Annotated in this window: 25 protein-coding genes and 1 riboswitch; of the genes, 10 read left to right on the plus strand and 15 right to left on the minus strand. The window is 66.2% G+C overall.

Going from position 1 to position 26,973, the window contains the following annotated elements; all coding sequences use genetic code 11:
- Positions 1–5 precede the first annotated feature (5 nt).
- A complete protein-coding gene (locus ACQR1B_RS13320) occupies positions 6–779 on the plus strand; it encodes a cobalt-precorrin-6A reductase (RefSeq protein ID WP_434831659.1) in 774 nt (257 codons plus the stop codon).
- Here ACQR1B_RS13320 and cobJ read toward each other — a convergent pair.
- The 8 genes from cobJ to ACQR1B_RS13360 are packed head-to-tail and all read right to left on the minus strand — an operon-like array spanning position 743 to position 9,684.
- Complete coding sequence (gene cobJ / locus ACQR1B_RS13325; protein ID WP_434831658.1) at positions 743–1,510, minus strand: precorrin-3B C(17)-methyltransferase; 768 nt, start codon at positions 1,508–1,510, stop codon at positions 743–745. The genes ACQR1B_RS13320 and cobJ overlap by 37 nt on opposite strands.
- Positions 1,507–2,265, minus strand: coding sequence for a precorrin-2 C(20)-methyltransferase (locus tag ACQR1B_RS13330; RefSeq protein ID WP_434831657.1), 759 nt, complete (start codon positions 2,263–2,265; stop codon positions 1,507–1,509). Before ACQR1B_RS13330 ends, cobJ begins: the two co-directional genes overlap by 4 nt.
- Positions 2,262–2,894: a precorrin-8X methylmutase gene (locus tag ACQR1B_RS13335; protein WP_434831656.1), complete on the minus strand. Its 633-nt coding sequence runs from the start codon at positions 2,892–2,894 to the stop codon at positions 2,262–2,264. Before ACQR1B_RS13335 ends, ACQR1B_RS13330 begins: the two co-directional genes overlap by 4 nt.
- Positions 2,887–4,167, minus strand: coding sequence for a precorrin-3B synthase (gene cobG, locus ACQR1B_RS13340; RefSeq protein ID WP_434831655.1), 1,281 nt, complete (start codon positions 4,165–4,167; stop codon positions 2,887–2,889). Before cobG ends, ACQR1B_RS13335 begins: the two co-directional genes overlap by 8 nt.
- Positions 4,164–7,586, minus strand: coding sequence for a cobaltochelatase subunit CobN (cobN, locus tag ACQR1B_RS13345; RefSeq protein ID WP_434831654.1), 3,423 nt, complete (start codon positions 7,584–7,586; stop codon positions 4,164–4,166). Before cobN ends, cobG begins: the two co-directional genes overlap by 4 nt.
- 9 nt (positions 7,587–7,595) lie before the next feature.
- Positions 7,596–8,633 (minus strand): cobalamin biosynthesis protein CobW, encoded by a 1,038-nt coding sequence (gene cobW, locus ACQR1B_RS13350; RefSeq protein ID WP_434831653.1) that lies wholly within the window; start codon positions 8,631–8,633, stop codon positions 7,596–7,598.
- A gap of 19 nt (positions 8,634–8,652) precedes the next feature.
- A complete protein-coding gene (locus ACQR1B_RS13355) occupies positions 8,653–9,048 on the minus strand; it encodes a DUF1636 domain-containing protein (RefSeq protein ID WP_434831652.1) in 396 nt (131 codons plus the stop codon).
- A 3-nt stretch (positions 9,049–9,051) separates the two neighbouring features.
- Positions 9,052–9,684: a HupE/UreJ family protein gene (locus ACQR1B_RS13360; protein WP_434831651.1), complete on the minus strand. Its 633-nt coding sequence runs from the start codon at positions 9,682–9,684 to the stop codon at positions 9,052–9,054.
- Between the two features lie 119 nt (positions 9,685–9,803).
- A riboswitch (cobalamin riboswitch) is annotated at positions 9,804–9,997 on the minus strand.
- A 35-nt stretch (positions 9,998–10,032) separates the two neighbouring features.
- Here ACQR1B_RS13360 and cobU point away from each other — a divergent pair.
- The 3 genes from cobU to ACQR1B_RS13375 are packed head-to-tail and all read left to right on the plus strand — an operon-like array spanning position 10,033 to position 12,737.
- Positions 10,033–10,569 (plus strand): bifunctional adenosylcobinamide kinase/adenosylcobinamide-phosphate guanylyltransferase, encoded by a 537-nt coding sequence (cobU, locus tag ACQR1B_RS13365; protein WP_434831650.1) that lies wholly within the window; start codon positions 10,033–10,035, stop codon positions 10,567–10,569.
- Positions 10,570–10,585: 16 nt separating this feature from the next.
- Entirely contained in the window at positions 10,586–11,194 is a 609-nt protein-coding gene (gene cobO / locus ACQR1B_RS13370) for a cob(I)yrinic acid a,c-diamide adenosyltransferase (protein WP_434831649.1), read from the plus strand.
- A gap of 16 nt (positions 11,195–11,210) precedes the next feature.
- Complete coding sequence (locus tag ACQR1B_RS13375; RefSeq protein WP_434831648.1) at positions 11,211–12,737, plus strand: cobyric acid synthase; 1,527 nt, start codon at positions 11,211–11,213, stop codon at positions 12,735–12,737.
- On the opposite strand, the gene cbiB is transcribed toward ACQR1B_RS13375, so the two are convergent.
- On the minus strand, positions 12,692–13,663 hold the full coding sequence (cbiB, locus tag ACQR1B_RS13380; protein ID WP_434831647.1) for an adenosylcobinamide-phosphate synthase CbiB: 972 nt from the start codon (positions 13,661–13,663) through the stop codon (positions 12,692–12,694). The genes ACQR1B_RS13375 and cbiB overlap by 46 nt on opposite strands.
- 37 nt (positions 13,664–13,700) lie before the next feature.
- Here cbiB and cobD point away from each other — a divergent pair, with 37 nt between their 5' ends.
- On the plus strand, positions 13,701–14,732 hold the full coding sequence (cobD, locus tag ACQR1B_RS13385; protein ID WP_434831646.1) for a threonine-phosphate decarboxylase CobD: 1,032 nt from the start codon (positions 13,701–13,703) through the stop codon (positions 14,730–14,732).
- On the opposite strand, the gene cobS is transcribed toward cobD, so the two are convergent.
- Genes cobS through cobT form a run of 3 tightly spaced genes read right to left on the minus strand, consistent with a single transcriptional unit; the run spans position 14,729 to position 17,093 of the window.
- A complete protein-coding gene (cobS, locus tag ACQR1B_RS13390; RefSeq protein ID WP_434831645.1) occupies positions 14,729–15,448 on the minus strand; it encodes an adenosylcobinamide-GDP ribazoletransferase in 720 nt (239 codons plus the stop codon). The genes cobD and cobS overlap by 4 nt on opposite strands.
- Positions 15,445–16,038, minus strand: coding sequence for a histidine phosphatase family protein (locus tag ACQR1B_RS13395; protein ID WP_434831644.1), 594 nt, complete (start codon positions 16,036–16,038; stop codon positions 15,445–15,447). The genes cobS and ACQR1B_RS13395 overlap by 4 nt, the downstream gene beginning before the upstream one ends.
- Positions 16,038–17,093: a nicotinate-nucleotide--dimethylbenzimidazole phosphoribosyltransferase gene (gene cobT / locus ACQR1B_RS13400; protein WP_434831643.1), complete on the minus strand. Its 1,056-nt coding sequence runs from the start codon at positions 17,091–17,093 to the stop codon at positions 16,038–16,040. The genes ACQR1B_RS13395 and cobT overlap by 1 nt, the downstream gene beginning before the upstream one ends.
- Before the next feature lie 219 nt (positions 17,094–17,312).
- Here cobT and ACQR1B_RS13405 point away from each other — a divergent pair, with 219 nt between their 5' ends.
- A complete protein-coding gene (locus tag ACQR1B_RS13405; RefSeq protein WP_434831642.1) occupies positions 17,313–19,670 on the plus strand; it encodes an Orn/Lys/Arg decarboxylase N-terminal domain-containing protein in 2,358 nt (785 codons plus the stop codon).
- A gap of 8 nt (positions 19,671–19,678) precedes the next feature.
- Positions 19,679–20,251, plus strand: a complete 573-nt coding sequence (locus ACQR1B_RS13410; RefSeq protein ID WP_434831641.1) for a GNAT family N-acetyltransferase — start codon at positions 19,679–19,681, stop codon at positions 20,249–20,251.
- 6 nt (positions 20,252–20,257) lie between these two features.
- Here ACQR1B_RS13410 and ACQR1B_RS13415 read toward each other — a convergent pair whose 3' ends face one another.
- The gene (locus ACQR1B_RS13415; RefSeq protein WP_434831640.1) at positions 20,258–20,470 is read right to left on the minus strand and encodes a hypothetical protein; all 213 of its coding nucleotides are present in this window, start codon (positions 20,468–20,470) and stop codon (positions 20,258–20,260) included.
- Positions 20,471–21,129: 659 nt separating this feature from the next.
- On the opposite strand from ACQR1B_RS13415, the gene ACQR1B_RS13420 reads away from it, so the two are divergent.
- Positions 21,130–21,483 carry a VanZ family protein gene (locus ACQR1B_RS13420; RefSeq protein WP_434831639.1) on the plus strand — a complete coding sequence of 118 codons (354 nt, stop codon included), beginning with the start codon at positions 21,130–21,132 and terminating at the stop codon, positions 21,481–21,483.
- A 76-nt stretch (positions 21,484–21,559) separates the two neighbouring features.
- Here ACQR1B_RS13420 and ACQR1B_RS13425 read toward each other — a convergent pair whose 3' ends face one another.
- Complete coding sequence (locus ACQR1B_RS13425) at positions 21,560–21,949, minus strand: DUF1236 domain-containing protein (RefSeq protein WP_434831968.1); 390 nt, start codon at positions 21,947–21,949, stop codon at positions 21,560–21,562.
- Positions 21,950–22,896: 947 nt separating this feature from the next.
- A complete protein-coding gene (locus tag ACQR1B_RS13430) occupies positions 22,897–24,699 on the minus strand; it encodes an adenine deaminase C-terminal domain-containing protein (RefSeq protein WP_434831638.1) in 1,803 nt (600 codons plus the stop codon).
- A 432-nt stretch (positions 24,700–25,131) separates the two neighbouring features.
- Between ACQR1B_RS13430 and ACQR1B_RS13435 the strand changes: the two genes are divergently transcribed.
- Together ACQR1B_RS13435 and ACQR1B_RS13440 are read left to right on the plus strand one after the other, a co-directional pair.
- Positions 25,132–25,941, plus strand: a complete 810-nt coding sequence (locus tag ACQR1B_RS13435) for a hypothetical protein (protein WP_434831637.1) — start codon at positions 25,132–25,134, stop codon at positions 25,939–25,941.
- Between the two features lie 530 nt (positions 25,942–26,471).
- Positions 26,472–26,960, plus strand: a complete 489-nt coding sequence (locus ACQR1B_RS13440) for a GcrA family cell cycle regulator (RefSeq protein WP_434831967.1) — start codon at positions 26,472–26,474, stop codon at positions 26,958–26,960.
- The last annotated feature ends 13 nt before the right edge of the window (positions 26,961–26,973 follow it).

Genomic DNA, 26,973 nt, shown 5'->3' on the forward strand with positions numbered 1-26,973 from the left:
CCCGCATGCGCATTCTCATTCTCGGCGGGACGACCGAGGCTTCGGAGCTGGCCCGGCTGCTCGCCGGTGATGATCGCTTCGAGCCTATGCTCTCGCTCGCCGGCCGCACCGTCTCGCCCAAGCCGCAGCCGCTGCCGACACGCATCGGTGGTTTCGGCGGCATCGCAGGACTGGAAGCGTGGCTGCGGGATCATGCGGTCGACGCTGTCATCGACGCGACCCATCCCTATGCCGACCAGATGTCGCGGCATGCCGTTGCGGCGTGTCAGACCCTGGCGCTGCCGCTGGCCTCGATCCGGCGCGCGGCATGGCTGCGCCGGGATGGAGATCGCTGGATCGAGGTCAGCAGCGCGGAGGCCGGGGCTGCTGCGCTCGGTGCCACGGCTGCGCGCGTGTTTCTCAGTCTGGGCCGGCTGGAGCTCGCCGCCTTTGCCGCAGCTCCGCAGCATCACTACATCGCCCGCACGATCGATCCGCCCGGCGACATCGCGCTGCCGCCCGACATCCGCTTCGTGTTCGATCGCGGACCGTTCGATGAGGCCAAGGAAGCGGCCTTTCTCGCGCAGGAGCGCATCGGCTTCGTCGTGTCGAAGAACTCCGGCGGAGCAGCCACCTATCCGAAAATCGCCGCCGCGCGGCGGCTGAACATTCCGGTCGTGATGATCGCCCGGCCCGACAAGCCGCATGGCGTGGCGCTCGACAGCGCGGACGCCGCGATGCTCTGGCTGGAAGCGCTGCTTGCTCATCGGCCGCCCTCGACTTCACGACGCAGCGTGTAGACGAACGGCGCTTTGCCGTCGCGGGCGATCAGACGCGTCGCCGCCGATCCGATCAGGACCAGCGTGCGCATGTCGGCCCTGGCGGGATCGGCCTCGCCCAGCGTCGTGATGATCTGCGTCGCCTCATCGCTGCCCGCAGCGCGTACCATCACGACCACGGTCGAGGCCGGCTTGATCTGCCGCAGCAGCGCGAAGGCCTCGCCGAGCTGATGCGGCCGCGCCTTGGAGATCGGATTGTAAAGCGCGATGACGAAGTCGGCGCCGGCGGCGGCTTCCAAGCGACGACGGATCGTCGTCCAGCTCTTGAGATTGTCGGACAGCGAGATCGCGCAGAAATCGCCGCCCAGCGGCGCGCCGACCTCGGCCGCGGCCGCCAGCATGGCTGTGACGCCCGGCTCGACGCGGATGTCGAGGTCGCGCCATGCTGCGGGCCCCGACTCCACCGCCTCGAACACGGCGGCGGCCATCGCGAACACGCCGGGATCGCCGCCGGACACGACGGCAACGCGCTTGCCGTCACCTGCAAGCGCCAGCGCATGGCGCGCCCGATCGAGCTCGACGCGGTTGTCGCTGGCATGGCGGATCTGACCTGGACGGTTCGTCGTCACCCTGTCGAGATAGGGGCCGTAGCCGATAAGATCGGTCGCAGCCGCGACCGCGGCCGAGGCGGCCGGCGTCATCAGTTCGGACCGGCCCGGGCCGACACCGACGATGGTGAGCGTGCCGCTCACAGCCGGCGTCCCTGACCGGGGATCAGGATCATCGAGAAATACGGGCCGCGGTCCAGCTCCACCTCGGCCAGGGGCGTGACGCGTTGTGCCTCCATCGTTCCCCGCTCGACATAGATGGCGCGCGCGAGCAATCCGGCCTGCGCAATCGCGCGCTTCACCTTGGTCAGGTTGCGCCCGACCTTCATGATCACGGCGGCCTCGCAGCGCGTCAGCCGGTCGGCGAGAATGTCCTCGTCCAAGGTGCCCGGCAGCACCGAGAGGATGTCGTCGCCCCAAGTGATCGGAACATTGGCCTTGGTCCAGCAGCCGGACATGCCGGTCACGCCAGGCACGACCTCGACCTGATGGTCGCATTCCAGCCGCCGCCACATGTGCATGAACGAGCCATAGAAGAATGGATCGCCCTCCGACAGCAGGCCGACCGATCGGCCCGCGGAAAGATGCGCCGCGATGCTGTCGGCGGCGCGGCGATAGAAGTCGCCGATCTGCGCCTGGTAGGTGGGATCGGCAACTGGCGCTTCCTCGGTGATCGGATATTCGAGCCGCAGTTCGTGGCGCCCGGCTGACATCAACGGCGTCACGATCCGACGCGCATGGCCCTCCATGCCGCGCTTGGCAAAGAACGCGACCACATCGACGGACAGAATGAGTCCTGCGGCGCGCAGCGTCAGATAGCGGACGTCACCCGGCCCGACGCCGATGCCGTAGAGCGTGCCGGCATGGGCAGAGCCTGCGATGGTGTCGAGCGGGCTCATTCGACGTCGCTCGCGATGGCGTTCACGGCGGCGACCGCCATGGCGCTGCCGCCCTTGCGGCCCCGCACGATCAGGTACGGCACGCGGCCATCGACCGCGAGCGCCTCCTTGGATTCGCGCGCGCCGACGAACCCCACCGCAGTGCCGATCACCGCGGCCGGGCGCGGCGCGCCCTGATCGAGCATGTCGAGCAGATGAAACAGCGAGGTCGGCGCGTTGCCGATCGCCACCAGTGCGCCGGCGAGATGCGGCCGCCACAGTTCGAGCGCAGCGGCGGACCGCGTCGTGCCGAGCTGCGCGGCGAGCGCCGGCACTCCGACATCGTCGAGCGTGCAGATGATCTCGTTCTTGGCCGGCAACCGCGCCCGCGTAATGCCCTGGGCCACCATCTTGGCATCGCACAGGATCGGCGCGCCGCGATCGAGTGCGGCCCTGGCCTCCACGGCAAGACGCTCGGACATCTCGATGTCGGAGGTGATCTCGACCATGCCGCAGGCATGGATGATGCGCACCGCGATCTTCTCTTCGAGGCCGTGGAAGCGCGACAGATCGGCCTCGGCGCGGATGGTCGCGAACGAGCGGCGATAGATCTCCGCGCCGTCCTTGATGTAGTCGCGCAGTTCAGACATGGACGGACTCTCTCGTTTCGAACAGACCATTGCCTGTCGCATCGAGGCTTGACGGATCGAGCATGCCGCGGGACTCGCTCTTGACCGTACCGTTGCGGACGATCCGATAGAGCTCGCCGTCGCCGACGAGCACGACGTCGGCCGGCGCCGAGCGCGCGCACCCCTTGGCGCAGCCGGAGACATGCAGCGTGCCTGTGAATGCCGTGCGCGCCATCGCACCGGCCAGCGCGCGAGCGTGCTCGCGTGTCGCAAGCTCGGTCGACGCACAGCAGCCGACGCCCGAGCAGGCATCGATGCGCATCAGCGCATCCGCGTCGTCGACGATCAGGCCGAGCCCGGCCGCATCGGCGACGAGAGCCTCTGCGATGCTGCGGTCCGCTGCGACATAGAGCGTGCGCCATGGCGACAGGCGCACGTCGGACATGCCGTATCCCGCGAGGAGATCCGCCAGTTGCGCCAGCGTTCGACTCTCGATACGGCCGAACGGCGCGCCGAGACCGACGGCACAGCTCAGGTCGGTCAGCGGAATGACACCGAGACGGCACGGCGATACGTCACCCGAAGCCATCTCATCCTCGTCCGAGACATCGAGCCCGAGCTCAGCCGTGACGGCGGCGATCTCATGCGATGACAACGCCGCGGCACGTCGCGCGGAGCCATGCGTCAGGACGAGGCGCGCGAGTTGCGCCGCTGCGGACGGGGCATCGGCCATCGCGGTCGTCCCGAGCCACAGCAAGCCATCGGCACGCGAAACGCCGATGGCAACGCGCGATTCATTTGTCCGGCCACACGCCTGCAGATGAACATCCACCGCAAGACCTGCCAGCGGCAGTTTGCCGCCGCCGTCGAGTGCGAAGCCGAATTTGGCGGGCAGCGCCTGCAGCGCGTGATCCGCCGCCAGCAAATTTTCCAGCTCGGCTGCCATGGGACGCATGTCCGCGATCTCGGCCGGATCGAGGCCGGCCAGCGGATTGATCACGATGTTGCGGATCGCTTCCAGCTCGGCGCTGTCGTCGAGCAGTTCGAGCGCGGCCATCACCTCCCACAACGGCACCAGGGTCTCAGGCGAGACACCGCGGATCTGCAGATTGGCGCGGCGGGTGAGATCGATCTGGCCGTTGCCGTAGCGCCGAGCCGCCTCGGCAAGCTCGCGCAGGGCCGTCACCGACAGCGTGCCGCCATGCGGCCGAACGCGGACGATGAGCCCGTCGCCGCTCGGCATCGGCCGGCGCGCACCGGGGCACCAGCCCTTGATCTCAACAGCGACAGTCACGAGACATTCTCCCTCTGCGTCAAGTGTGCACGGGCGAACGCCAACTCGTCAGCCACCGCATTCCGCCGCGGCACCCAGAGTTGCCGGCGCAGCGCATCCTCGAAACGCGATACAATGGCAGCGACCGCCGCCGGATTGCGCGCGATCATGTCGCCCAACACGGCCTCGTCGCGCAGCAGCGCGCCATGCGCCAGATCAAACAGATGCTCGGGAACGACGTCCGACGTCGCGGCGAAGGCATAGAGCGCGTCGACACCCTGCGCGATCTCGGCGACGCCGCGGTGGCCATGGGCCAACATGCCTGCGATCCAGCGCGGATTGGTGAGACGGCCGCGGACCACGCGGGCAATCTCCTCACTGAAGGTCCGCGCCGTCGGCGCTTCGGGACGGCTGGTGTCGAGATGCAGCAGCGCGGGCGTGACGCCCAGCGACGCGGCAGCAGACGCAAAGCCCCCGGCGAAATCGGCGACCTCCTCGCCATCGAGCAGATCACGCTCGCGATCGTCCTGCGGATGCACCAGCGCATCGGTGCTGCGGACACGGGCACGGAACGTCTCGGAGGCAGAGACGCCGTCATGCGCACCACCGAAACTATAGCCGGTGCTGTCGAGATAGGCCTCGCCGAGCTCCGACCGGCTCTCCCAGGCCATATCGAGCGCGAGGTCGGCGGCCACGGCACCGTAGCTGCCGGGCGCGCCGCCGAACACGCGCGCGAGGCTCTCGCCGCGCCGCCGTGCCGCGGCCAGCGGATTGTCGGCATCGTCCTCGTCGAGCGAGGCCACCTTCTGCACGGCGAGATCGAACAGCGCGATCTGGGCTTCGAACAGATCGCGGAACAGGCCCGAGATTCGCAATGTCGCGTCGATGCGGGGCCGGTCGAGCCTCGCCAGCGGCAGCACGTCGACGCCGGTGACACGGTTCGAATTGAGATCCCAGCGCGGACGCACGCCGAGATAGGCCAGCGCCTGGGCGAGGTCATCGCCGCCGGTGCGCAGCGACGCGGAGGCCCAGAGATCGAGCATCAGCGAGCGCGGATAGTCGCCATGATCCTGCAGATAGCGCCGGATCACCTCGTCGGCGGCGCGCACGCCGACCAGCGCGGCCGTTCGCGTCGGGATCGCCCGCGGATCGATCGCGGTCAGATTGCGCCCGGTGGGCAGCACGTCGAGCCGACCACGGCTCGGCGCACCGGCAGGGCCTGCAGCCACACGCCGGCCATCGAGGGCCGCGCGCAAGGCATTGCGCTCGGCGGCGGCGCTCGCCTCGATCCGCGCTTCGATGTCAGCACGATCGAGCGTGCCGCCCGCCTGCGCTGCGACTGCCATGATCGCATCGGTGAGCAGGCCGATCGCGGCCGTCTCCGGCGCCTGGCCGAACACGTGCAGGCGATCGCGCACCGTCAGCTCCTTGATGTCGCAGAGCTGCGCATCGAGCTGTGCGATCGCCTCGCGTCCGCTCGTCGTGCGCGCCAGTCCGCAATCGGCGGCGAGGCCGCTCTGCCAGGCGCGGGCGATGATCTCGTCTTCCAGCAGTTTCAGGCGGCGCTTGTCGAGACCATCGGCCTCGGCATATTCCTCGACCAGGCCTTCCAGTTCCAGCAGCGGGCCATGCAGACCGGCCTGCGACAGCGGCGGCGTCAGATGCCCGAGCGTGACCGCCGCAAGCCGGCGCTTGGCCTGCATCGCCTCGCCGGGATTGTTGACGATGAACGGATAGATCACAGGCACTGGCCCGAGCACGGCTTCCGGCCAGCAGCCGTTCGACAGCGCCAGCGCCTTGCCCGGCAGCCATTCCAAGGTGCCATGGGCGCCGAGATGAATCAGCGCATCGATCTGCTCGGTCTCGCGCAGATGCGCATAGAGCGCGACATAGGCATGCCGCGGCGGCACGCTCGTATCGTGATAGCCGGACTTGCGATCGGCGCGGCTGCCGCGATCGGGCTGCAACAGGATCGAGAGTTTGCCTGCGCGCAGCACGGGAAAGCGGAACGCGCCGTCGCGAAACGCCGGATCGGTCTTCGCCTCCCCCCAATTGTCGAGCAAGGCGCGCTGCAGATCGTCCGGCAACAGCGCCAGCGCACGTTGATAGTTGGCGAGCGGCACGATGAGCTCATCGGCCTCATCGCGCAGCAACGCTTCGACCACTTCAGCAGTTGGAGGCGCAGCGCCGACATCGTAGCCCGCCTCGGCCAACATCACGGCAATGGCGGCCACGCTCGCGCTGGTGTCGAGGCCGACCGCGTAGCCGCGGCGGCCGCCACGCGCGGGATAATCCGACAGCATCAGCGCGACACGGCGCGACGCGGCCGGCAGCCGCCGCAGCCGCTCCCACGCTCCGGCGAGCTGCGCGACGACGTCGATGCGATCGTCCTGCGGCACGTAGCGCACCGCGCCAAACTGCAGGCGCTCATCGACGGGCATCTCGCCCTTGAAGGCGATGGGACGCGCGAGCAGCCGGCCATCGAGCTCGGGGAGCACAACATTCATGGCGAGGTCGGTCGGCGACAATCCGCGCGACGACGACACCCACGCCGCTTCCGTGCTCTGCGCCTGGATGATCTGCAGAACCGGCGCCTCGGCTGTGTCGAGCACGGTCGTACCGTCCTCACGCAGTGCCGAGAATGCGGTGGCGTTCAGGATGATCGCGGGACGCCGCTGCCGGATCAATCGCGCCAGCGCATCGGCGATGCTGGAATCCTTCAGGCTGGTCACCGCAACGGCCACGGCCGCCAGCCCCTCGCGCTCCAGCCTCCGCATCAGCGCCGCAATGGCCGCGGTATCTGCGGCGAGCAGGCTGGCGCGATAGAACACGATCAGCGCGGATTGGCGCGCATCGTCACGATGGCAGAGAGCATCGATGGCGACCGCGCCACCATCCGGCACGAAGCCGACGATCGAGCCGATGGCGCCCGGCTCGGCAAAATGCACGTCGCGCCCGAGCAGCGTGGCGAGATAGCGCACCGCCTCGCGCGCATTGCCGACACCGCCCTCATGCAGATAGCCATACAGCCGCGAGGTTGCGTCCTGCGGCAACGTCGAGAGCTCGTCGAGCCGTTCGTCGGCGCGATCATCGCCCGGCAACGCTGCGAACATGATCTTGCGGCTGCGGCAGACGGCTGCGATGCGCTCGATCCCGTAACGCCAATAGTCGAGTCCGCCGAGGCAGCGCACGACGACGGCACGCGCGCCGACGATGACATTGTCGATATAGAGATCGACCGACATCGGATGCTTCAGCCGTTTCAGGCTGGCGAGGCGCAGGCTCGGCAGCTCGGCCGAGGACGCCGTCCAGGCCTCGGCCAGCGCCGACAGGTCGCTATCCGAGAACGACAGCACGACGATGTCCGCCGGCGACTGCGCGAGATCCACGGCCTGTTCGAGGTCGTCGAGATCCGCGCCGGATGTCGCCAGGAGGTGCATGGCCCTCGCCTAGCCCACGATCAGGCTTTGGATCGCAGCCGCATCGAGGCCGCGCTCGCCGATGATCACCAATCGTCCCTGCCGCGATTCGCCTGACTGCCACGGACGCTCAAACTGGTGCTGGATGCGGTTGCCGACGGCCTGCACCAGCAGGCGCAGCGGCTTGCCGGCCACTTCCACGAATCCCTTCACCCGCAGGACGTCGTGAGCGTCCACGGCGGCCGCGATGCGGTCGACCAGCGCGTCCGGCGAGGCCTGCGGCGGCACGTCGAGCACGAAGCTCTCGAAATCATCGTGATCGTGCTCGCCTTCGTTGTCGTGATGCGACGGACGCGCGGCAAGATCGGCTTCCGCTGCGGCGCCGAGCCCGAGCAGGACGGAGGCCGACAGCCGGCCGTGCTCGGTCGCGATCACCTTGACGGCGCGCTGCACCTTCGCCGCGATCTCGACAGCGACGTCCTTGCGCTGCTCCTCGCTCATCAGGTCGCTCTTGTTCATGACGACGAGGTCGGCGCACAGCAGCTGATCCTCGTAGACCTCTTCGAGCGGATTGTCGTGATCGAGCGAATTGTCCGCAGCGCGCTGCGCGGCAAGCGCCGCGGGATCATCGGCGAAGCGGCCGGCCACCACCGCCGGGCCATCGACCACCGCGACGACGCCGTCCACGGTGACACGCGTCGCAATCTCCGGCCAGTTGAAGGCCTGCACCAGCGGCTTCGGCAAAGCGAGACCCGAGGTCTCGATCACGATATGCTCGGGCGGATCCTTCTGGTCCAGGAGGCTCTTGAGCGCGGGCACGAAATCGTCGGCGACCGTACAGCAAAGGCAGCCGTTGGAGAGCTCGACGATGCGATCCTCCGGACAATCCGGCACGCCGCAGCCTTTCAGGATGTCGCCGTCGATGCCGACATCGCCGAACTCGTTGACGATGATCGCGAGCCGGCGGCCATTCGCGGTCTCGATCAGGTTACGCACCAGCGTGGTCTTCCCGGCTCCGAGGAAACCGGTGACGATGGTGCAAGGCGTCTTGGCGAACGACTTCGTCATGGCGATACGCTCTCTCGTTTCAGCGCGGCATTGACAGCGCGGGCACGCGCGCAACGGTGTTCTTGCGGATGTATTCGGGACGCTCGCGCCACGCCGGCAGGCCGGCGTCATGGCGCTGATGCAGCTGCGCGAACGCCAGCACATCCTGAACATGCAGGTCCGGATCGAGCGCGCCGAGCACATAGGTCCATTTGCCCGGCGCCGTCACCGCAACCGTGCAGGCACGATTGCAGTTGGACAGGCACTCGACACCGACCACGGCAATTCCAGCGCGGTGTTCGGCCGGCATGGTTTCGATGGCCGCGAGCAGACGGGCTCCCGCCCGCGGCTGATCAGGTGACACGCCCTCGGTCACCTGCGCACGGCAGGTGACACAGACGAACAGCGTCGTCTCAGCAAGCTCCGATGCGGTCATCAATCAGCCGATCATTCCGGCGGCCGTCGCCGCAGCGACGCCGCCCACCAGCACGATGGCAGCACCCGCGAGCCGCAGCGCCAGCGGCGCAACCGCATCGGCCTTCGCCGACAACATTTTCGTTCCGAAGAACGCAACCGCAGCAATGACGGTCTGGATCACGAGCAGGCCGGCGAAATAGGCACCGAGGGGCGCAGTCTCGGCGCCGACGATCGATTCACCGAGCGCGTAGCCGTGCACGAGGCCTGTCAGCGCAAACAGTGCAGCGACCGGCAGCACACCAAAGCGGCCGCGCATCACCACCACGAGGCCGACCACGGCGGTGGACAGACCGACCAGCAGCTCGGCGGCCGGAATGTTCGCCTTCGCCACGTGAAGTCCGACGCCGGCGATCATCGCCGTGGTGAACGCCAGCACCGGCGCAAAACCACGGCCGAGCAGCGCAGCAACGATGCCGGCGCCGACGATAGCCGCCAGATGATCGAGCCCGATGACGGGGTGACCGAGTCCGGACAGCAGGCCCTGAGCGAAGGTCTGCGGCACCTTGCCGTCCATCATGTGATGCGCGAAGGCAGGCTGGGCAGCGAGCAGAACGAAGCTCGCGAGCACGAAAGTCGTGGTGCGGGTGAATTTCATAGCCGTCTCCGTCGCTTGCCGGCTCCCCAGAGGACCGGACGATGCGCTGCATCCGACGGCATCCCGCCCATCCCGGCGGGATCAGAACCAGCATCGCGACTCCCCGCGCGACGGGTCGGCCAACAGCAATGTCGACGGCAGGTCTCCTGGCTCTCGGGTCGCTGCGTGAGACCACCTTCCCGGTTTCCCAGTGGTGTCTTGGCCTCACACTCGCCGATTACAGTTGCGGGGGCAGCCTCGGCCTTGGGTTCAAGAACCCGCACCGTGTTCCCTAAATCTCTCCTTTCGGAGAACCGTCATCTGTTAGATACGGGTCGCACCAGAGCCCGTCAATCGGAATCGTCCCCCATGGTCCCCGCCGTCCCGCCCGCCGCCCTGCCGCGCCTGACCCTGGTGCTTGGCGGCGCGCGCTCGGGCAAGAGCCGCCAGGCCGAGGCGCGGGTCACGGCCCAATCGCCGCCCTGGATCTATGTTGCGACCGCCCAGGCGTTCGATGACGAGATGACCGGGCGCATCGCGCAGCACAAGGCACGCCGCGCAGACGGATGGCAGACGCTGGAGGCCCCGCTCGATCTCGCCGCTCTCGTCCGCGCGCAGGCCGATTCGACCACGCCGATGCTGATCGATTGCCTGACGCTGTGGCTCAGCAATGTGATGCTCGCCGAGCTGAACGTTTCGGCCGCATGTGCCGATCTGCTCGACGCGCTCACGGCTGCGCGTGGGCCCATCGTCACCGTCTCCAACGAGGTCGGGCTTGGCATCGTGCCCGACAACGCGCTGGCGCGCGCCTTTCGCGATGCGCAGGGGCGGCTGAACCAGGACGTCGCGGCCCTGGCGGATCGCGTGATCCTCATGGCCGCCGGCCTGCCACTGACCTTGAAATGATGGAAGGAACCTGTCGATGACCGAGAGCCCCGACGACGCGCGCCACAAGGCGAAGATGGAGAACCGCAAGGCGGTTCAGGATGCCGAGGTCGCCTCGAAGACCGTCGAGAAGGGCCTCCTGATCGTCCACACCGGCAAGGGCAAGGGAAAATCGACCGCCGCCTGGGGCCTGATGCTGCGCGCGCTCGGCCGCGGCTTTCGCATCGGCGTCGTGCAGTTCGGCAAGGGCGCCTGGGAAACCGGCGAGCGCAAGGCGATCGCCGCCTTCGGCGATCAGGTGTCGTGGCATACGCTCGGCGAGGGTTTTACCTGGGAGACGCAGGATCGCGCGCGCGACGTCGCCGCCGCGGAGAAGGCCTGGGCCAAGGCGAAGGAGCTGATGGCCGATCCGTCGATCCGGCTGCTGATCCTCGACGAGCTCAACATCGCGCTGCGCTATGATCACCTTGATATCGCCGACGTCGTCGCCACACTCGCAGGGCGACGTCCCGATCTGCACGTGGTCGTGACCGGCCGCAACGCCAAGCCGGAACTGATCGAGGCAGCCGATCTCGTCACCGAGATGAACCTCGTCAAGCACCACTTCGCGGCCGGGGTGAAGGCGCAGGAAGGCATCGAGTACTAGGCCCGGATATTTCGACATGCCCGCGCGCGCCATCATGTTCCAGGGCACCGGCTCCGACGTCGGCAAGTCGCTGATCGTCGCGGGGCTGGCACGCGCGCTGACCTTGCGCGGCCTGAAGGTGGCGCCGTTCAAGCCGCAAAACATGTCGAACAATGCCGCCGTCACGGCCGACGGCGGCGAGATCGGCCGCGCGCAGGCGCTGCAGGCCCGCGCGGCGCGGCGGCCGATGACCGTGCACATGAATCCGGTGCTGCTGAAACCGCAGAGCGAGATCGGCTCCCAGGTCGTGGTGCAGGGCCGCGTCATCGGCAACGCCAAGGCCTCCGCCTATCAGGCGATGAAGCCGCAATTGATGACCGCCGTGCTGGAGAGCTTCCATCTCCTCGCGGCAGATGCCGACATCGTGCTCGTCGAAGGCGCGGGCTCGGCGTCCGAGATCAACCTGCGCTCAGGCGACATCGCCAACATGGGCTTCGCGCAGGCGACCCAGATTCCCGTAGTACTGATCGGCGACATCGATCGCGGTGGCGTCATCGCGAGCCTCGTCGGCACCAAGGCGGTGATCGCGCCCGATGATGCCGCGCGCATCGCGGGATTCCTCGTCAATCGCTTCCGTGGTGATCCCTCATTGTTCGCCTCGGGCATGGACGAGATCGCGACACGAACGGGCTGGGCGTCGCTCGGGCTCATTCCGCATTTTGCGGATGCGCGCCGCCTGCCGGCGGAGGATGCGCTCGGCCTGCCCGCGCAGGGAGCTGCAGGCGGACAAAAGCCGAAGGTCGTCGTGCTCGCCTACCCCCGCATCTCGAATTTCGACGAGTTCGATCCGCTGCGACTGGAAGACGGGCTCGACCTGCAATTCCTGCGGCCGGGCACACCGATCCCCGGCGACGCTTCGATCGTGATCCTGCCCGGCTCGAAGGCGACCATTGCCGATCTCGCCGCCTTGCGCGAAACGGGCTGGGACATCGACGTGACGGCTCATCTGCGCCGCGGCGGCCGCGTGCTCGGCATCTGCGGCGGCTATCAGATGCTGGGGCGTGTGATCAGCGATCCCCAGGGATATGAAGGGCCGCCGGGTTCCGTTGCAGGGCTTGGCCTCCTCGATGTCGAAACGACACTGACTGACGACAAGGCGTTGCGCGAGGTCCAGGGCACGCTGACGCATGACGAGGCATGCTTCCGAGGCTACGAGATGCATATCGGACGCACCGAGGGGCCGGCAACACAAGACCCCTTCCTCGCTTTTTCGGATGGCCGTCGCGATGGTGCCGTCGCAGCTGGCGGCCAGATCGCCGGCTGCTATGTCCACGGCCTGTTCGCCGATGATGGTCTTCGCGATCACTGGCTGCGCGGGCTCGGCGCGACGTCGAGCGGCTTGGCTTACGAAAGTGACGTCGATTCGACATTGGATGCCCTCGCGGCGCATCTCGAACGCCATGTCGACGTCAGCCGCATTCTCGCGCTCGCGAGCGAGCTGGCCCCCGCGCGCGGTAACTATGCGATCTTGACGAGGACGAAGACCGCGAGCACCAGCGCCTGAATCAGGCACGCCATCCGATAAAGGCGCAGCGCGCGCCGGATGTCGGACGCGTCCAGGTCGGCGCGGCCGTCTCCCATCCAGGCATCGGTGACGAGATGACCGTGATAGACGCGCGGCCCGGCGAGCCGAAGTCCGAGTGCCCCCGCCATCGCCGCCTCCGGCCAGCCGGCATTCGGCGACCGATGCGTCGCGGCGTCGCGTGCAACGACTTGCACGGCAGATGCAGACGACGCTCCGGAAACGACGCAGGCAGCAGCCGCAAGCCACAGCGCTGATAGACGCGAGGCCGGCAGGTTGATGAGATCATCGAGACGCGCCGCAGCCCAACCGAAAGCGCGATGGCGATCCGAGAGATGACCGATCATGCTGTCGGCGGTGTTGACGGCCTTGTAGATCAGGATGCCCGGAAGACCACCCACGACGAGCCAGAACAGCGGCGCCACGACGCCATCGGAAAAATTCTCGGCCAGGCTTTCAATGGCAGCCCGCGAGACGCCGGCTTCGTCGAGCCGCTCAGGATCGCGCCCGACGATCATCGCCACCGCCCGGCGGCCGCCGTCGAGCCCCTCTTTCTCCAATCCAGCGGCGACGGCAGCGACATGAGTGTCCAGGCTGCGCTGGGCCAGCAGGCTGCTGGCCAGGACGCCGAGGATCAGCGTTGCGACCGGCCCGCCGGCAATCGCCTGCATGATCCAGGTTGCGGCCAAGCCGACGGCCATCATGGACAGCACCAGCAGAACGACCAGACCGATGCCACGCGCCCGACGCACGGCGAAGCGCGTTTCGTCCCCGTTCCAGCAGCGGTCCGCCCATGCTATCAGCGCGCCCATCCACATCACGGGATGGCCGATCCGCGGCACCAGGATCTGGGGATAACCGACCGCCGCCTCGATGAGGAGCGCCGTGAGCGCGAGAGAGACGAACATCGATCTCCGCTAAGGGACAGACTTGTAAAGGAAGGACATGGACGACAGAGCGACTAGCACGCGTGCCGACGCGCCGGAAGCGATCCTTCACGGCGGCGATCTCGATCGCGTCAGCCGCCGCTACCCGGATGCGCCGCTTCCGTGGATCGATCTGTCGACCGGCATCAATCCCGTGCCCTACCCGGTTCAGACAATCTCACCCGAGAGCTGGGCGCGCCTGCCGGCCAAATCCGAAGAGCGCGCACTCTTGGCAGCCGCGGCGACGCGCTACGGCGTGAATGCGCCGGACATGATCGTAGCCGCTCCCGGCACACAGGCGCTGCTGCAGATCCTGCCGCGGTTGCGGCCGCGTTCGACCGTCGCCGTGCTCGCGCCGACCTATGAGGAGCACGCGCTGTGCTGGCGCCGCTGCGGCCATCAGGTGCGTCTCGTCGACGAGCCCGGGGCGCTCGCTGACGCCGACGTGGCCGTCGTCGTGAATCCGAACAATCCCACCGGCCGCTTGCTGTCGCGCGACAGCTTGGTCAGGCTGGCTGCGGTGCTGCGCCAGCGCGACGGCCTGCTGATCGTCGACGAAGCCTTCGTCGACCTCTATCCCGCCGATGCAACCGTCGCGGCCGATCTGCCGCCGGCGACGATCGTGCTGCGCTCGATCGGCAAGGTCTATGGCCTCGCCGGCGTACGGCTTGGATTTGCCATCAGCTCCGAAGACATCGCGCCGCGAGTCCGCGAAGAGCTCGGGCCCTGGGCAGTGTCGGGGCCTGCGCTCGCGATTGGAACGAGGGCGTTGGCCGACGACGCCTGGCTGGAGCAGACACGCGCGCGGCTGGCGAATGACTGTCGGCGCATCGACGCGCTGCTGGAAAGCGCTGGCTGCATCGTCGTCGGCGGCACGCCGCTGTTCCGGCTGATCACGTCGCCGAACGCGCTTGGCATCGCCGAGCGGCTCGCCCGGCACGGCGTTCATGTCCGGCGCTTTCCGGCTCAGCCGAGCTGGCTGCGCTTCGGACTCCCGGGTAACGAGACCGACTGGCAGCGGCTGGCGCACGCGCTTCGCAACGTCTCCTAGCCGAGCACGCAGGCGGCGAGCAGCAGCGTTTCCGTCACCTCGATGCTGGCGCCATGACAATCGCCGGTGATGCCGCCGAGCCGCCATTGCCAGTAAAAGGCGATCGCCGGAACGAGGACGATGGCGATCAGGGCGGGAACTGCGCCGGCCAACGCCCCGATCGCGAGCAAGCCGCCCCACGCGACAATCACGTTCCAGCCGACGCTGTTCGCGATGATAGCGCCCAGCCCCGGCTTCAGCGACAGCAGCGTCTTGTTGCAGACCAGCGTTCCCAGACGCGCCCAGGCGGGGATCAATACGAGCGCCCAAGCCGTCGGGCCCGTTGCAAGCTCGGCGATCAGCACCAGCTTGGCGGCGATCTGCAGGCTGATCGCGACGACCGCAAAGCTGCCGGCATGGGGATCGCCGAGCACGGCGACGAAGCGTTCGGGCTTGCCATGCGAAGCGCCGAAGGCATCGGCGACATCGCCGAGCCCATCGAGATGCAGCGCGCCGGTGATCCAGATCCAGGCGACGAGCACGGCGAGCGCAACGATCCACGGATCGGCGCCATGGAGAATCTTGGCGACGACCGCGAGACATGCGCCGATCACCAGTCCTGCGGCCGGAAACCAGACCGACGCTCGGGCGAGATCATCGGGCCGCGTCTCCGCGATGCGCGGGGTCGGCAGCCGCGTCAGAAACTGCAGGGCGATCCAGAATTCACGGAGGCTCATGGCTGAATGATCTCGACGATTTCGCCCCAGGGCGCGGCTTGTTCGCTCTGCCCGGCTTCGAGCGTGATGCGGGTTCCGGGATGGATGCGCAGGCTCCAGAGCTGACGCAAGGGCCAGCCGAGCAGAAGCGATAGCGCCGCGCGCATGGCGCCGCCATGCGTCACCACCAAAACCGGCCCGACATCGGCGCTGATGACAATGCGATCGAGCGCACGCGCCACCCGGGCCTGCAGATCGGACCAGCTCTCCCCGTCCGGCGCGGCAACCGCGGCATCCGCATAGAACGCGTCGAGCAACGCGGCACCGTCCGGCTCGGCGACGATATCATTGCGTTTCAATCCGTCCCAGCGCCCGAAATCGAGCTCGCGCCAATCGGCATCGATCTGCAGCGCACATCCGGTGTTGCGCGCATGGTCCTCCGCGGCGGCGCGTGCGCGCGCCAGCGGCGACGTCACGATGCGCCGCCAGGCGCCGTTCATTGTCTGTCGTCGAAACTGATCCCAGCCCAGGGCGCTGAGCGGCGGATCGGTGCGGCCGTCGAGATGTCCGTCCCGCCCGGTCGTCCCATGCCGCAGCAGGTCGATCCGCATCAGGACGCGCGTCCGGAGACGGCGGCCTCGGCGAAGGTGGCCATGCCGTTGTGGAGCGCGCAGGCCAGCCGGATAATCGGCAGCGCCGTCGCCGCGCCGGAGGCTTCGCCGAGACGGAGGTCGAGATCGATCAGAGCGTGGGCGCCGAGCGCCTCGAGCACCAGCGCATGGCCGCGCTCGGCCGAGCGATGCGAGAACAGCAGCCAGGGCCGGCAAGAGGGATTGAGCCCGACGGCCGCGAGCGCCGCGACCGAGACGATGAAGCCGTCGACCAGCACCGGCCAGCGCCGCTGCGCGGCGGCAATGATCGCGCCGGCCATTGCGATGATCTCCAGGCCGCCGACGGCGGCCAGCACGTCTCCGACAGACGATCCCGACGTCAGCCCATGCCGCGTCAACGCGTCGGCAATGACCGCGGCCTTTCGGGCCCGCCCGTCGGCATCGAGGCCCGTGCCGCTGCCGACGATGTCGGCCGGTGCTGCGGACAGCAGCGCGGCGGCTATTGCAGCGGCTGATGTCGTGTTGCCGATTCCCATCTCGCCGAAGATCACGAGTTGCGGCGCATGGTCGGCCTGCCGCGTGACAGCGCGCCGCCCGGCCTCACAGGCGAAGGCCACCTCCTCCGGCGTCAGCGCCGGTTCGATGCTGAAATCGCGCGTGCCGCGCCGCTGCTTGTCGATCACCACGCCCGGCACGGGCTCGCTCGCCAGCGTGCCGACGTCGACCACCTCCAGCGGGCACCCGAGACTGCGCGCCAGCACCGAAATGGCGGCGCCGCCACCGGCGAAATTGTGCAGCATCTGCACGGTCACTTCCGGCGGATAGGCCGAGACGCCCTGCGCCGCGATGCCGTGGTCGCCTGCGAACAGCACCACCGGCACGCGGTCGGCCCCGGGACGGTCCGCCGCCTGCAACGCCGCCAGCTCGACCGCCACCTCCTCCAGCCGTCCGAGCGCACCCAGCGGCTTCGTCAGCTGCGCCTGGCGCGTCAACGCCGCCTGCCGATGGGCCTCGGACGGGGTGGCACAATCCAGCTTGATCCAGTCAGGGAGCACAATCGGTCCTCTTGCGTTGGTCGACGTCACGACGATTGCCACCGGGGCACCGCCAAGACAAGCGCAAGACAAGCGCCGGGCGCCATCCGCATCGTTACCGCGGGAGGCGAACAAAGCGAGGCCATTGGCAGAACCTGCGCGCCTTCGCGGCGCCACGGTCATCCAATCGTCATCGAACATGTCGACAGCTGGCTGCCCAACGCAGCCCGAAAGACCCTCATGGATTACTTCCGCCGCTTCACCTTCCTGTTCGCCGCGCCCGTGTTCGAGACCGACGACCTCGCCGGCGTCCGCTTCAACCAGATCATCGAGGAAATTCAGCGCTCGGGCTTCGAGGTCGTGCGTGCCCGCAAGCTGGAGGATGCCGAGATCGCGGTGCAGACCGATGCCGCGATCGGCTGCATGATCGTGGACTGGGGCAAGAAAGGGCTGGAGGGCAAGACGGCATCGCTGATCAACCTGATGCGCCGGCGTGGTCTCGACTTCCCGATCATTCTGCTGATCCGGCGCAAGCGGTTCGAGGATTTGCCGGTCGAGGTGCTCGATTTCATCGACGGCTACGTCTTCCTCTCGGAAGAGACCCCGGCCTTCATCGCCAAGAACCTGATCAGCCGGCTGAAGCAGTATGCGGAGACCTTGAAGACGCCGTTCTTCGGCACGCTGGTCGACTATGCCGAGGAAGGCAACCAGCTCTGGACCTGCCCCGGCCACAATGGCGGCGTGTTCTACAGCCGCAGCCCGATCGGCCGCATCTTCGTCGAGCACCTCGGCGAGGCGGTGTTTCGCGACGATCTCGACAATTCCGTGCTCGATCTCGGCGATCTGCTCACCCATGAAGGACCGGCGCTGCGCGCGCAGAAGGAGGCGGCGCAGATCTTCGGCGCCGAGAAGACCTATTTCGTCCTCAACGGCACCTCGACCTCGAACAAGGTGGTGCTGGGTGCGCTGGTCACCGACGGCGACCTCGTGCTGTTCGACCGCAACAACCACAAGGCCGCCCATCACGGCGCGCTGCTGATTGCGGGTGGGATCCCGATCTACATCCCCACCGTCCGCAATCCCTGGGGCCTGATCGGGCCGATGCGCTGGGACCTGCTCGACGAAGAGCATCTGCGCCAGCAGATCCGCAACAACCCGCTGGTCAAGGACCCCGACGCGTGGCGCAAGGAGCGGCCGTTCCGGGTCGCGGTGGTCGAGCAATGCACCTATGACGGCACCATCCACAGCGCCGAGATGATCCTGAAGCGCATCGGCCATCTCTGCGACTACATCATGTTCGACGAGGCCTGGGCGGGGTTCATGAAATTCCATCCGCTCTATGCCGGGCGCTTTGCCATGGGACTCGGCGAGCTCGGGCCGGACGCGCCGGGCATCATCGCCACGCAGTCGACCCACAAGCAGCTCGCGAGCTTCTCCCAGGCCTCGCAGATCCACGTCAAGGACCGGCACATCAAGGGCCAGCGGCGGCGGGTCGAGCATCGGCGCTTCAACGAAAGCTTCATGCAGCACGCCTCGACCTCGCCGTTCTATCCGCTGTTCGCCTCGCTCGACGTCGGCGCCCAGATGATGAAGGGCCGCTCCGGCGAAGTGCTGTGGGACGACACGATCCGGCTCGGTATCGAACTGCGCAAGAAGATCCGGGCGATGCGCCGCGAGTTCGACGAGAAGGAGAAGGATCCGGCGCGGCGCTGGTTCTTCGAGCCGTTCGTGCCGGACCGGGTCTCGATCCCCGATGCGGCAAGCCCGGGCGCGCACCATGACGTGGCCTGGGAGGCGATCTCGACCGACCAGCTCGCGACCGACGCCACGCTCTGGCAGCTCGCGCCCGGTGCGGCCTGGCACGGCTTCCCCGACCTCGGCCCTGGCTTTGCCATGACCGATCCGAACAAGCTGACCCTGCTGACCCCCGGCTTCGACCGGGCCACCGGCGGCTATGCCGAGCACGGCATCCCCGCCCCCGTGGTCGCCCAATATCTGCGCGAGAACCGCATCGTTGCCGAGAAGAACGATCTCAATTCGCTGCTTTTCCTGCTGACGCCGGGCGTCGAGGCGAGCAAGGCGGGAACCCTGATCAGCGGGCTGGTCGCCTTCAAGCGGCTTCACGACGACAACGTGCCGCTGGAGGACGCCATCCCGGAGTTCACCCGCAGCCGCTTCGGCCGCTACGGCAAGGTGCGGCTGCGCGACCTCTGCGCGCAGATGCACCGCTTCTACCGCGAGGCGGAGGTGAGCGCCTTGCAGGCGAAGCAGTTCCAGCCGCAGCACCTGCCGGAGATCGCGCTGTCGCCGCGCGAGGCCGCCCGCGCGCTGATCCGCAACGAGGTCGATTACCTGCCGATCGATCAGATTGCCGGGCGCATCGCGACGACGCCGTTCGTGGTGTATCCACCGGGCATCGCCACGATCGTTCCGGGCGAACGGCTCTCGGACCGCGCCCGGCCGATGATCGACTACCTCATGATGTTCGAGCGGGCCTTCAACACGTTTCCGGGCTTCGACGTCGAGATTCAGGGACTGTACAAGGAGGTCGACGAATCCGGCCGGATTCGGCTCCATACCTATGTCTGCGCAGAGTAATTCGCCCCATGGACAGCGTCACCACCGCCCTCGAGACCGAGCCACCGGTGATCGTGCGGCCGTCCCGCGACGAGGACGTCGAGGCGATGCTTGCGATCTACCGGCGGCACATCCGCCGGGGGATCGAGGACAGCGCCGCCGGCACGGGCGCACCCGAGCCGGATGACCTCAAGCAGCGGCGCAAGAACCTGCGCAGCCAGCGCCTGCCGCATCTGGTCGCGACCTCCGGCGGCGAGGTCGTCGGCTATGCCTATGTGGTGCAGTTCAGGAAGCGGCCGGCCTATCGCTTTGCGGTCAAGCATTCGATCTACGTCCATCACGACCATCTCGGCCGCGGCGTCGGCGGGCGGTTGATGCAGGCGCTGATCGACGCCTGTGCCGCTGCAGGCTACCGCCAGATGATCGGCTATATCGATGCCGACAACACTGCCTCGCTCGGCATCCACGAGCGGTTCGGCTTCGTCCGCGTCGGGCTGTTGCCCGGCGTCGCCTACCGCTATGGCCGGTGGAGCGACACGGTGATGGTTCAGCGCTCCCTCGGCCCGGGAACCGCCGAGGCACCGGCTGGGCTCGGCCGCTGAGCCTGCTCAGGACGGAAAGTCGGCCGCCTTTACCTGCATCCGGTCGGCATGCAGCGACCAATCGCGCAACGCCTGCTGCTCGCAAAATCGCGCCTTGGCGATTTCAGCCGCCTCGCCTTCGCTGTCGGCCTCGACTTCCAGCGTGCCCTGGCAGATTTCGCACTGGCGGCCGTTCTCGCCCAGCACGTCCTTCATGAAATGGATGACATAGCGCGACATGCAACCTCCTGCCTCACGGAGCAGTGCCCGAAGGTGATGTTACCGCGCTTGGAGCGGGCTGTTGACCGATATCAAACGGCCGATGCAAATATTTGGCGCAGCAGCCGAACCGGCGCTCAGGCCCCGACCGACGGCAGACTTGCGGCGGCGATCGCGACGAACGTCGAGACCGCGCGGCGAATGCGACCATGTGTCGACTTCAGCATCGAATTCAGCCGGCGCATCGGACCATTTTCCCCTTCGGCGCCGAGCGAAGAGCCGTGCTCAAGCCCATGGCGCAATTGAGAAAATGATCAGCGATCGCCCGACTGTCGAGACGGGCGGGAAAATAGCAATGTCCACATCGCCGATGCCGCTCCTGAGAGAAGATTCGTTGCTGCGTTGCAGCCTTTGGCGCATGAAATCTTCTCCCCCTCCCGCGCCGCTCGGCGAGGGACGGCGTCACCGCAAATGCGCGGCGAGAATTGAGGCGCGATCCCGCCCAAATGCGCGAGTGCTTCATGCGGGGCCCGGATGTCCGCCGATCCGAGCCATCCGACGACGGAGGCAGGCGGTACGATGAGAACACCTTGTTCGGTGTGCGAGCCCACGTTAACTACGGCCGCGGCTCGCGGGGCCGTGAACCCGGCCTGTGGCCCGGAACGTGCTAAGCAGCATCCATGAAGATCGTCATTCGCCTCTCGGCCTGGCTGCTCGCCGCAGCCGTGGCCTTCGCGACCCTGGGCCCGCCCAGCTACCGGCCGCATTCCCAGCTGGGACAGGACGGCGAACACGCCCTTGCCTTCATCCTGATCGGCGTCGCCTTTGGCCTCGCCTATCGCGGCCATCGGCTGCTGGCCGCCGGGATTGGAGTGATCCTGATCGGCGCGCTGGAACTCGCGCAGTTCCTGGCACCCGGACGCCACGCGCGGCTGGAAGACTTCTTCGTCGACGCCGCAGCCGCCTGTGTCGGCTTTGGTCTGTCCGCGGCCATCGACTGGCTCATCCGGCAGCTGCGCCCGCAGACGGCGTGAATAGCAAAGAGGCCCCGCCGCTGATGCGGCGAGACCTCCGTCCGTCAGCGAGTCCTGCGTCGCGGACGACGCCAGATCACTCGATGATCTTGATGACGCGGCGGGTGCGCGGATCGACGATGACGCGGCGATCGTTCACGACGGCATAGCGATACTCGGTGTAGCGCGGCACCGGGCGCAGTTCGACCGTGTCGGGCAGCGGCTCGCCGACCACGACGCGCTCGCGCACCACGACCGACGGCGCACGCTCGGCATCGATCGAGGTGATCACCGCGTTCGGGATCTCCACGGCCGCGCCCACGGCGGCGCCGACAGTGCCCCCGACCATGGCGCCGACGGGTCCAGCCACCGCGCCGCCGGCGGCAGCGCCATTGGCCGCACCTTCGACCGTGGTCGATTGCGCAAACGCCGCGGTGGATGCCAGCAGCGACGCGGCCACCAGCGAGACAGCAAGACGGGTCCTCATCATTTCATCCTCCAGTGTGTTCGAGATGAGCCTTCAACAACGAGGGGTAACCGGTGGTTCCGGTTCCATTGCCGAAAGTTCATGCATCCCGCTCGAATGCGCAGATGGGCTCCATCGCAGCCGCCTCGTCGCGGGCCTTCGCAACGGAATTGTCTGGTCCGATCCACGTTTCAAACAGCAGGGAAAAGCAGGACATGACATCGCGATCTCGCGGCGGATCTCGCCCGAGTGCTGCGATCGCAGGCCCTCAGGAATCGAGAGGGCGCAGGGAATGCCGGGCGCTGGCCGCAACCCATGGCCCGCCTGCGAACAAAATGCAGGCGGCAGGTACCACAGGTTCAGCCGAACTCCGGCATTCCCTGCGCGGTGGTCTTCACGCTTATACGCAGTCTGCCTGGTGCGCCGGCTTGTTGGCCACCATTCGCGACAACGCGCTTGCGCACGTTGCGCGGGACACCAGCATCGGGGTGTCAGCACGCTGCGACTTCACGTCCGTGGAGCGTCGTTCGTCGGCATGCGCAAGCGCACGCTGCGACACCTCACGGCCACCGCATCCCTGCCTCACGTGTCGTGACGATCGCGCGCAACGCCCCTCTCGGCGAGACAGGATGGGCACATCATGCATGATTTCTGAAAAAAAGAAAGAAGAATTTTTGGCCGGTGGTCGCAATTTCTGCGTCCCTTTGAACAAGCTTGGGAAACTCGATATTCTCAGACCGGCGCATTCCCCCTCGTGACACGGCCACCAGCCTCAACTGCGCAAGGCCCCCTGCTGATTCGCCCGACGCTGTTTCCCCTCACCCTGACAAGCCCGCCGCAGGCGGGCGTCTCGAAGGGCGAGGCCGGGATCGGGCCTCAGCGAACTTGGCCTCATGGTTCGAGACGCGCCTGCGGCGCTCCTCACCATGAGGGTCAGCTTCGAGACGATGCGGCAGGTCGCCCAAGGCCTATTCGAACAGCGGCGCCAGCTCCATCTGCGGCACCAGCACGAGGCCCTTGTCGGTGATGCGGATCTCGGGGATCACCGACAGCGGGATCAGGTTGAACCCCATGTAGGGGATGGTGCAGCCGGCCGCGGTCCATTCGGTCTTCAAAAGCTTCACCTCCGCGGCGACCTCGGTGATGCGCTTGTCCGAGAGCAGGCCGGCGATCGGCAGCGGCACCATTGCCCTCACCTCGCCGCCGGCGACGACGCAGACGCCGCCCTGGTGCGCGGCGATCGCGGCCACCGCCGCCTGCATGTCGGCCTCGTTGGTGCCGGCAACGATGATGTTGTGGCTGTCATGGCCGACGCTGGAGGCGACGGCGCCGCGCTCAAGGCCAAAGTCCTTCAACAGCCCATGTGCGACATTGCCGGCCGACTTGCCGTGGCGCTCGATCACAGCGACGAAACAGAGGCCGTGGCGCGCGAACAGCGTCTCCCAGTCGTTGGCCGGCTCGATCGCGACCTTCTCATGGATCAGCGTGATGCCCGGCAGCGCCGTCTTGATCGCGTTGACGGTGCAGGCCCTGGTCGGCAGCTCCGGCGTCAGTTTCATCTGCGCCGGCAGCTTCACGGTGGCATAGGCCGCCTTCGGATACTGATAGCGCTGCGACAAGGCCTGATCGAGACGCGGCGTGATCTTGCCCTTGTCGACGACGAGCTCGCCGCCATACCAGGTCGATCGCGGCTTGAGGCCGTCGTCGAGCAGCACCAGGTCGGCGCGGCGGCCGCCGCCGAGGCCGCCGATCTCGCCATCCATCGCAAAGCGCGTCGCGCCCTGCAGCGAGCCCATCGACCACGCCTGCTCCGGCGACATCCCGGCCTTGACGGCCTCGCGCACCACCCAGTCCAGGCCGAACAGCATGAGATCGTCGGCGTCGCGATCGTCGGTGCAGACGGCGGTGCGCTTGTGCGAGGCGCCGAGCTCGGTGATGGTGCGGATCGCCTGCGGCAGGCTGTGCCACGGGGTCGTGGGCGGACCGCCGCGCAGAAAAATCCAGACGCCGGCATCGAGCAGGTCGTCGGCGATGTCGCGGTCGATCGCCTCATGCGTGTCGGTGACGCCGCTCGCGGCATAGGCGGCGACGAACTCGCGGCCATAGACATGACCCGACACCGGCCGGCCACGCTGCAGGGCCGCGGCGAGAATGGCGTGGCTGCGCTCGTCGCCCATGCAGACCGGCACGAAATCCATCTTCTCGCCGAGCGCCACCGCCTCGGGCCAGCGGTCGAACAGGCCGGCGATCTTGTCCGGCGTGAGGTCGCCGCCCGCGGTCTCCAACGCGGCGGATGTCGCCGGCACGGTCGAGGGCACCGTGAGGAAGATCGACAGCGGCGCCTGCCGCGCGTCCTCCAGCATCGCCTCGACGCCGGCTGTGTCCATCACGTTGCCGATCTCGTGGCTGTCGCAGAAGATCGTCGTGGTGCCGTTGAGCAGCGCGGCTTCCGCATAGGCGCAGGCCGTCACCATCGAGGATTCGATGTGGATGTGCGGATCGACCAGCCCCGGCGCGATGATGCCGCCGGCCGCGTCATAGATCGCGAAGCCTGAGGGAAGCGCCTTGTGGGCGCCGGCCGGCTTCACCGCCGCGACGCGGCCGCCGGTGAGCCACAGCTCGCGGTTCGGGAGGATGCGCTCCGAATAGGTCGAGAGGACGCGCGCGCCTGTGATCACGAGATCGGGCGCGACGCGCGCGGAAGCGACGTCGGCGAGCCGCCGTGTCACGGTGTGCAAGGGGGCGACCGAAAAGCGGGTGAGTTTGGTCATGGCACAGCTCGCTGGACGTGGTCTGGATCAGCCACGATCGTTGCGCGCGATGCGGATGACGGCAAGCCCAAATAGGACGGTCCGCTGATCACGGTTTGAGCAGCGGCGCCGGTCGAGCCGAGGTCGAACATCTGGGGCGTCCCGCGGCGTCAATCCGCACCGGCCGGCGGTCCTTCCGGCAGGGCGCGCGGGCAGATCACAATCGTCGAGTGCCGCGCGGCGTCTCGCGGCAGGATCGGTACGCGACTGTTCGACCCGGCCCATGGTGAGCCCGACATCCTGCATGGTCGCCTGGTCGTAGGCAAGTGACGGCCGCAGGAAATGTGTGTTCACGACTATTGCTAATAATTTTCCGTGCCGAGTTGGTCGGTGCTTGATTAGCCGTCATGCGAGTGTCAGATTGAAGCTCAATCCTGGTTAGAATACGGCTTCTTGCTGTTCAGTAAGCCCCCTGAATTGAGAAAGCTGATCAAAATGACAAGCCGTTTCTCGACGCAGGTTCCGCTGTCGAACCAAGCTATAGATCTCCTGCCCGTCTATCACACTTGTGATGGCTTTGATGCTCGCGCGCACATCGAGCGTAGAGAAATACAGACAACCGACATCTGCGAAGTTTTCGGAGAAAAAATCACCTACCTTTTTTATGGCCGTCCGGCGTTCAAGTATGCCGTCGAGGAGGACGCAACTACAGACCTCGCACTTTACCCCGTTTGCTTCGTTATGAAGCTCGAAAACATGGAGCCACTAAAAAGAATCTTTCCATTCGATACGGGGGCATTGTTCCATAAGCGTCTAAAGCGATATTTTCATCGCAAGAATACAGTGTTGGATTTTGAACTCGAACCCAACACATCACGTATCAATGATGTCATTTTCCATTTCTTTGGAGACACTAAGAACTACATCAATCCTTCTCGTTTTAATCGAGAATACGCCGTGGAAGATTTTGAGAGCGTGTCGTATTCCAAAATGCTAGAATCTCACGTGAGGACCGAAGCGGATGAGCGCCGTGTTACTATCGAGCTTCAAGCGGAGCCTACAGTTGCTTTGACGAAGTCATCGTTGCAAGCCATCATTTTGCCGACAGCCCTGCGGGGCTCGAAACTCTACAGCGACTTCATTGATGCGAATAGTATCAAGGCGCAATGTTATGACATTGAGGTCTGGAATCCAGCCCTGTCCTTTGGGCTGGTTTCCGCTGCGGCCAAGCGGTTCATGCTTTCGATGGGGTATTTTAAGTAATGGAGGCAACTTTGCCAGACGTCGCCTTTAAGTTAGCTGGTATAGTTCCCATCGACGTTGAGGGGCCGTCGTTTGGTACTCCCGTCTTCACTAGTGAGGAACGAACGACGTATTTTATTCAGTCGTCGTCCGACGAGAAATATATAGAATCGTTTGTCGACCTGCCGCCCCGCAAGAATTGGAAGACGGCTTTCGCCGAACACCGATCAAATCGCTGGTACGTCATCGGGTCGCCATTCTTGTACGGCTTTAGAGACTTCGAGGGGCGGGTAACGGTAGAAGAAAAATTCGTGCTTCAATTGAAACTCTTTGAAGAGTTCGAACGCTACAATGAATTCCCGTTTCTTTCATTTTCGATTGCTAAATTTCTAGAGCATCGCAAACTACAGATGCGCGCGATCGACGCGAAATTGGTCAGAGCAGCAATAAAAAATGGCGAGTTGTCCCTCCTGCCGGTTGCAGATTGGGCAGAGTTGACGCACGAATCCGGCATCGGGAGCACCGCAGAGGAGACAACGGTAGAAGATGAGATGCCAACAAAACCGCATATCTTTACTCCTGAACGGGTTGAGCAACTCAAGCTACTTTGGCAGGCTGGATTAAGCTCCAGTCAGATTGCTGCTGAGCTTGGCAATGTCACACGCAATGCTGTAATTGGAAAAATCCACAGGCTTGGCTTGTCGGGGCCTGCATCGTCCCCCGATCCACTGGCACCAAGGAAAAGAAAAAAAGATTTAAATCGCTTGCGCAAAAAAATTCTTTCATCGGACGAGACACCTTCCGACGAACATCGCAGGTCGTTGACTGAACTCAATGAACAAACTTGCCATTGGCCTGTTGGAGATCCGACTTCAGCGGAATTTTCATTCTGTGGTGCACCTACCATCAGCGGGCTCCCTTATTGCCCCTCTCATTCGCGGATAGCCTATCAGCCTGCTGCTGATCGAAGAAAACAGAAAGCGGATGAATCGAGGCAAGACAATGCCGTCTCTACTCCTGATTCGACCTCTCGGGATTGATTAGGCAATCTGT

Origin of the sequence: Bradyrhizobium oligotrophicum (genome assembly GCF_051168495.1) — a bacterium.
Classification (GTDB): domain Bacteria; phylum Pseudomonadota; class Alphaproteobacteria; order Rhizobiales; family Xanthobacteraceae; genus Bradyrhizobium; species Bradyrhizobium oligotrophicum_A.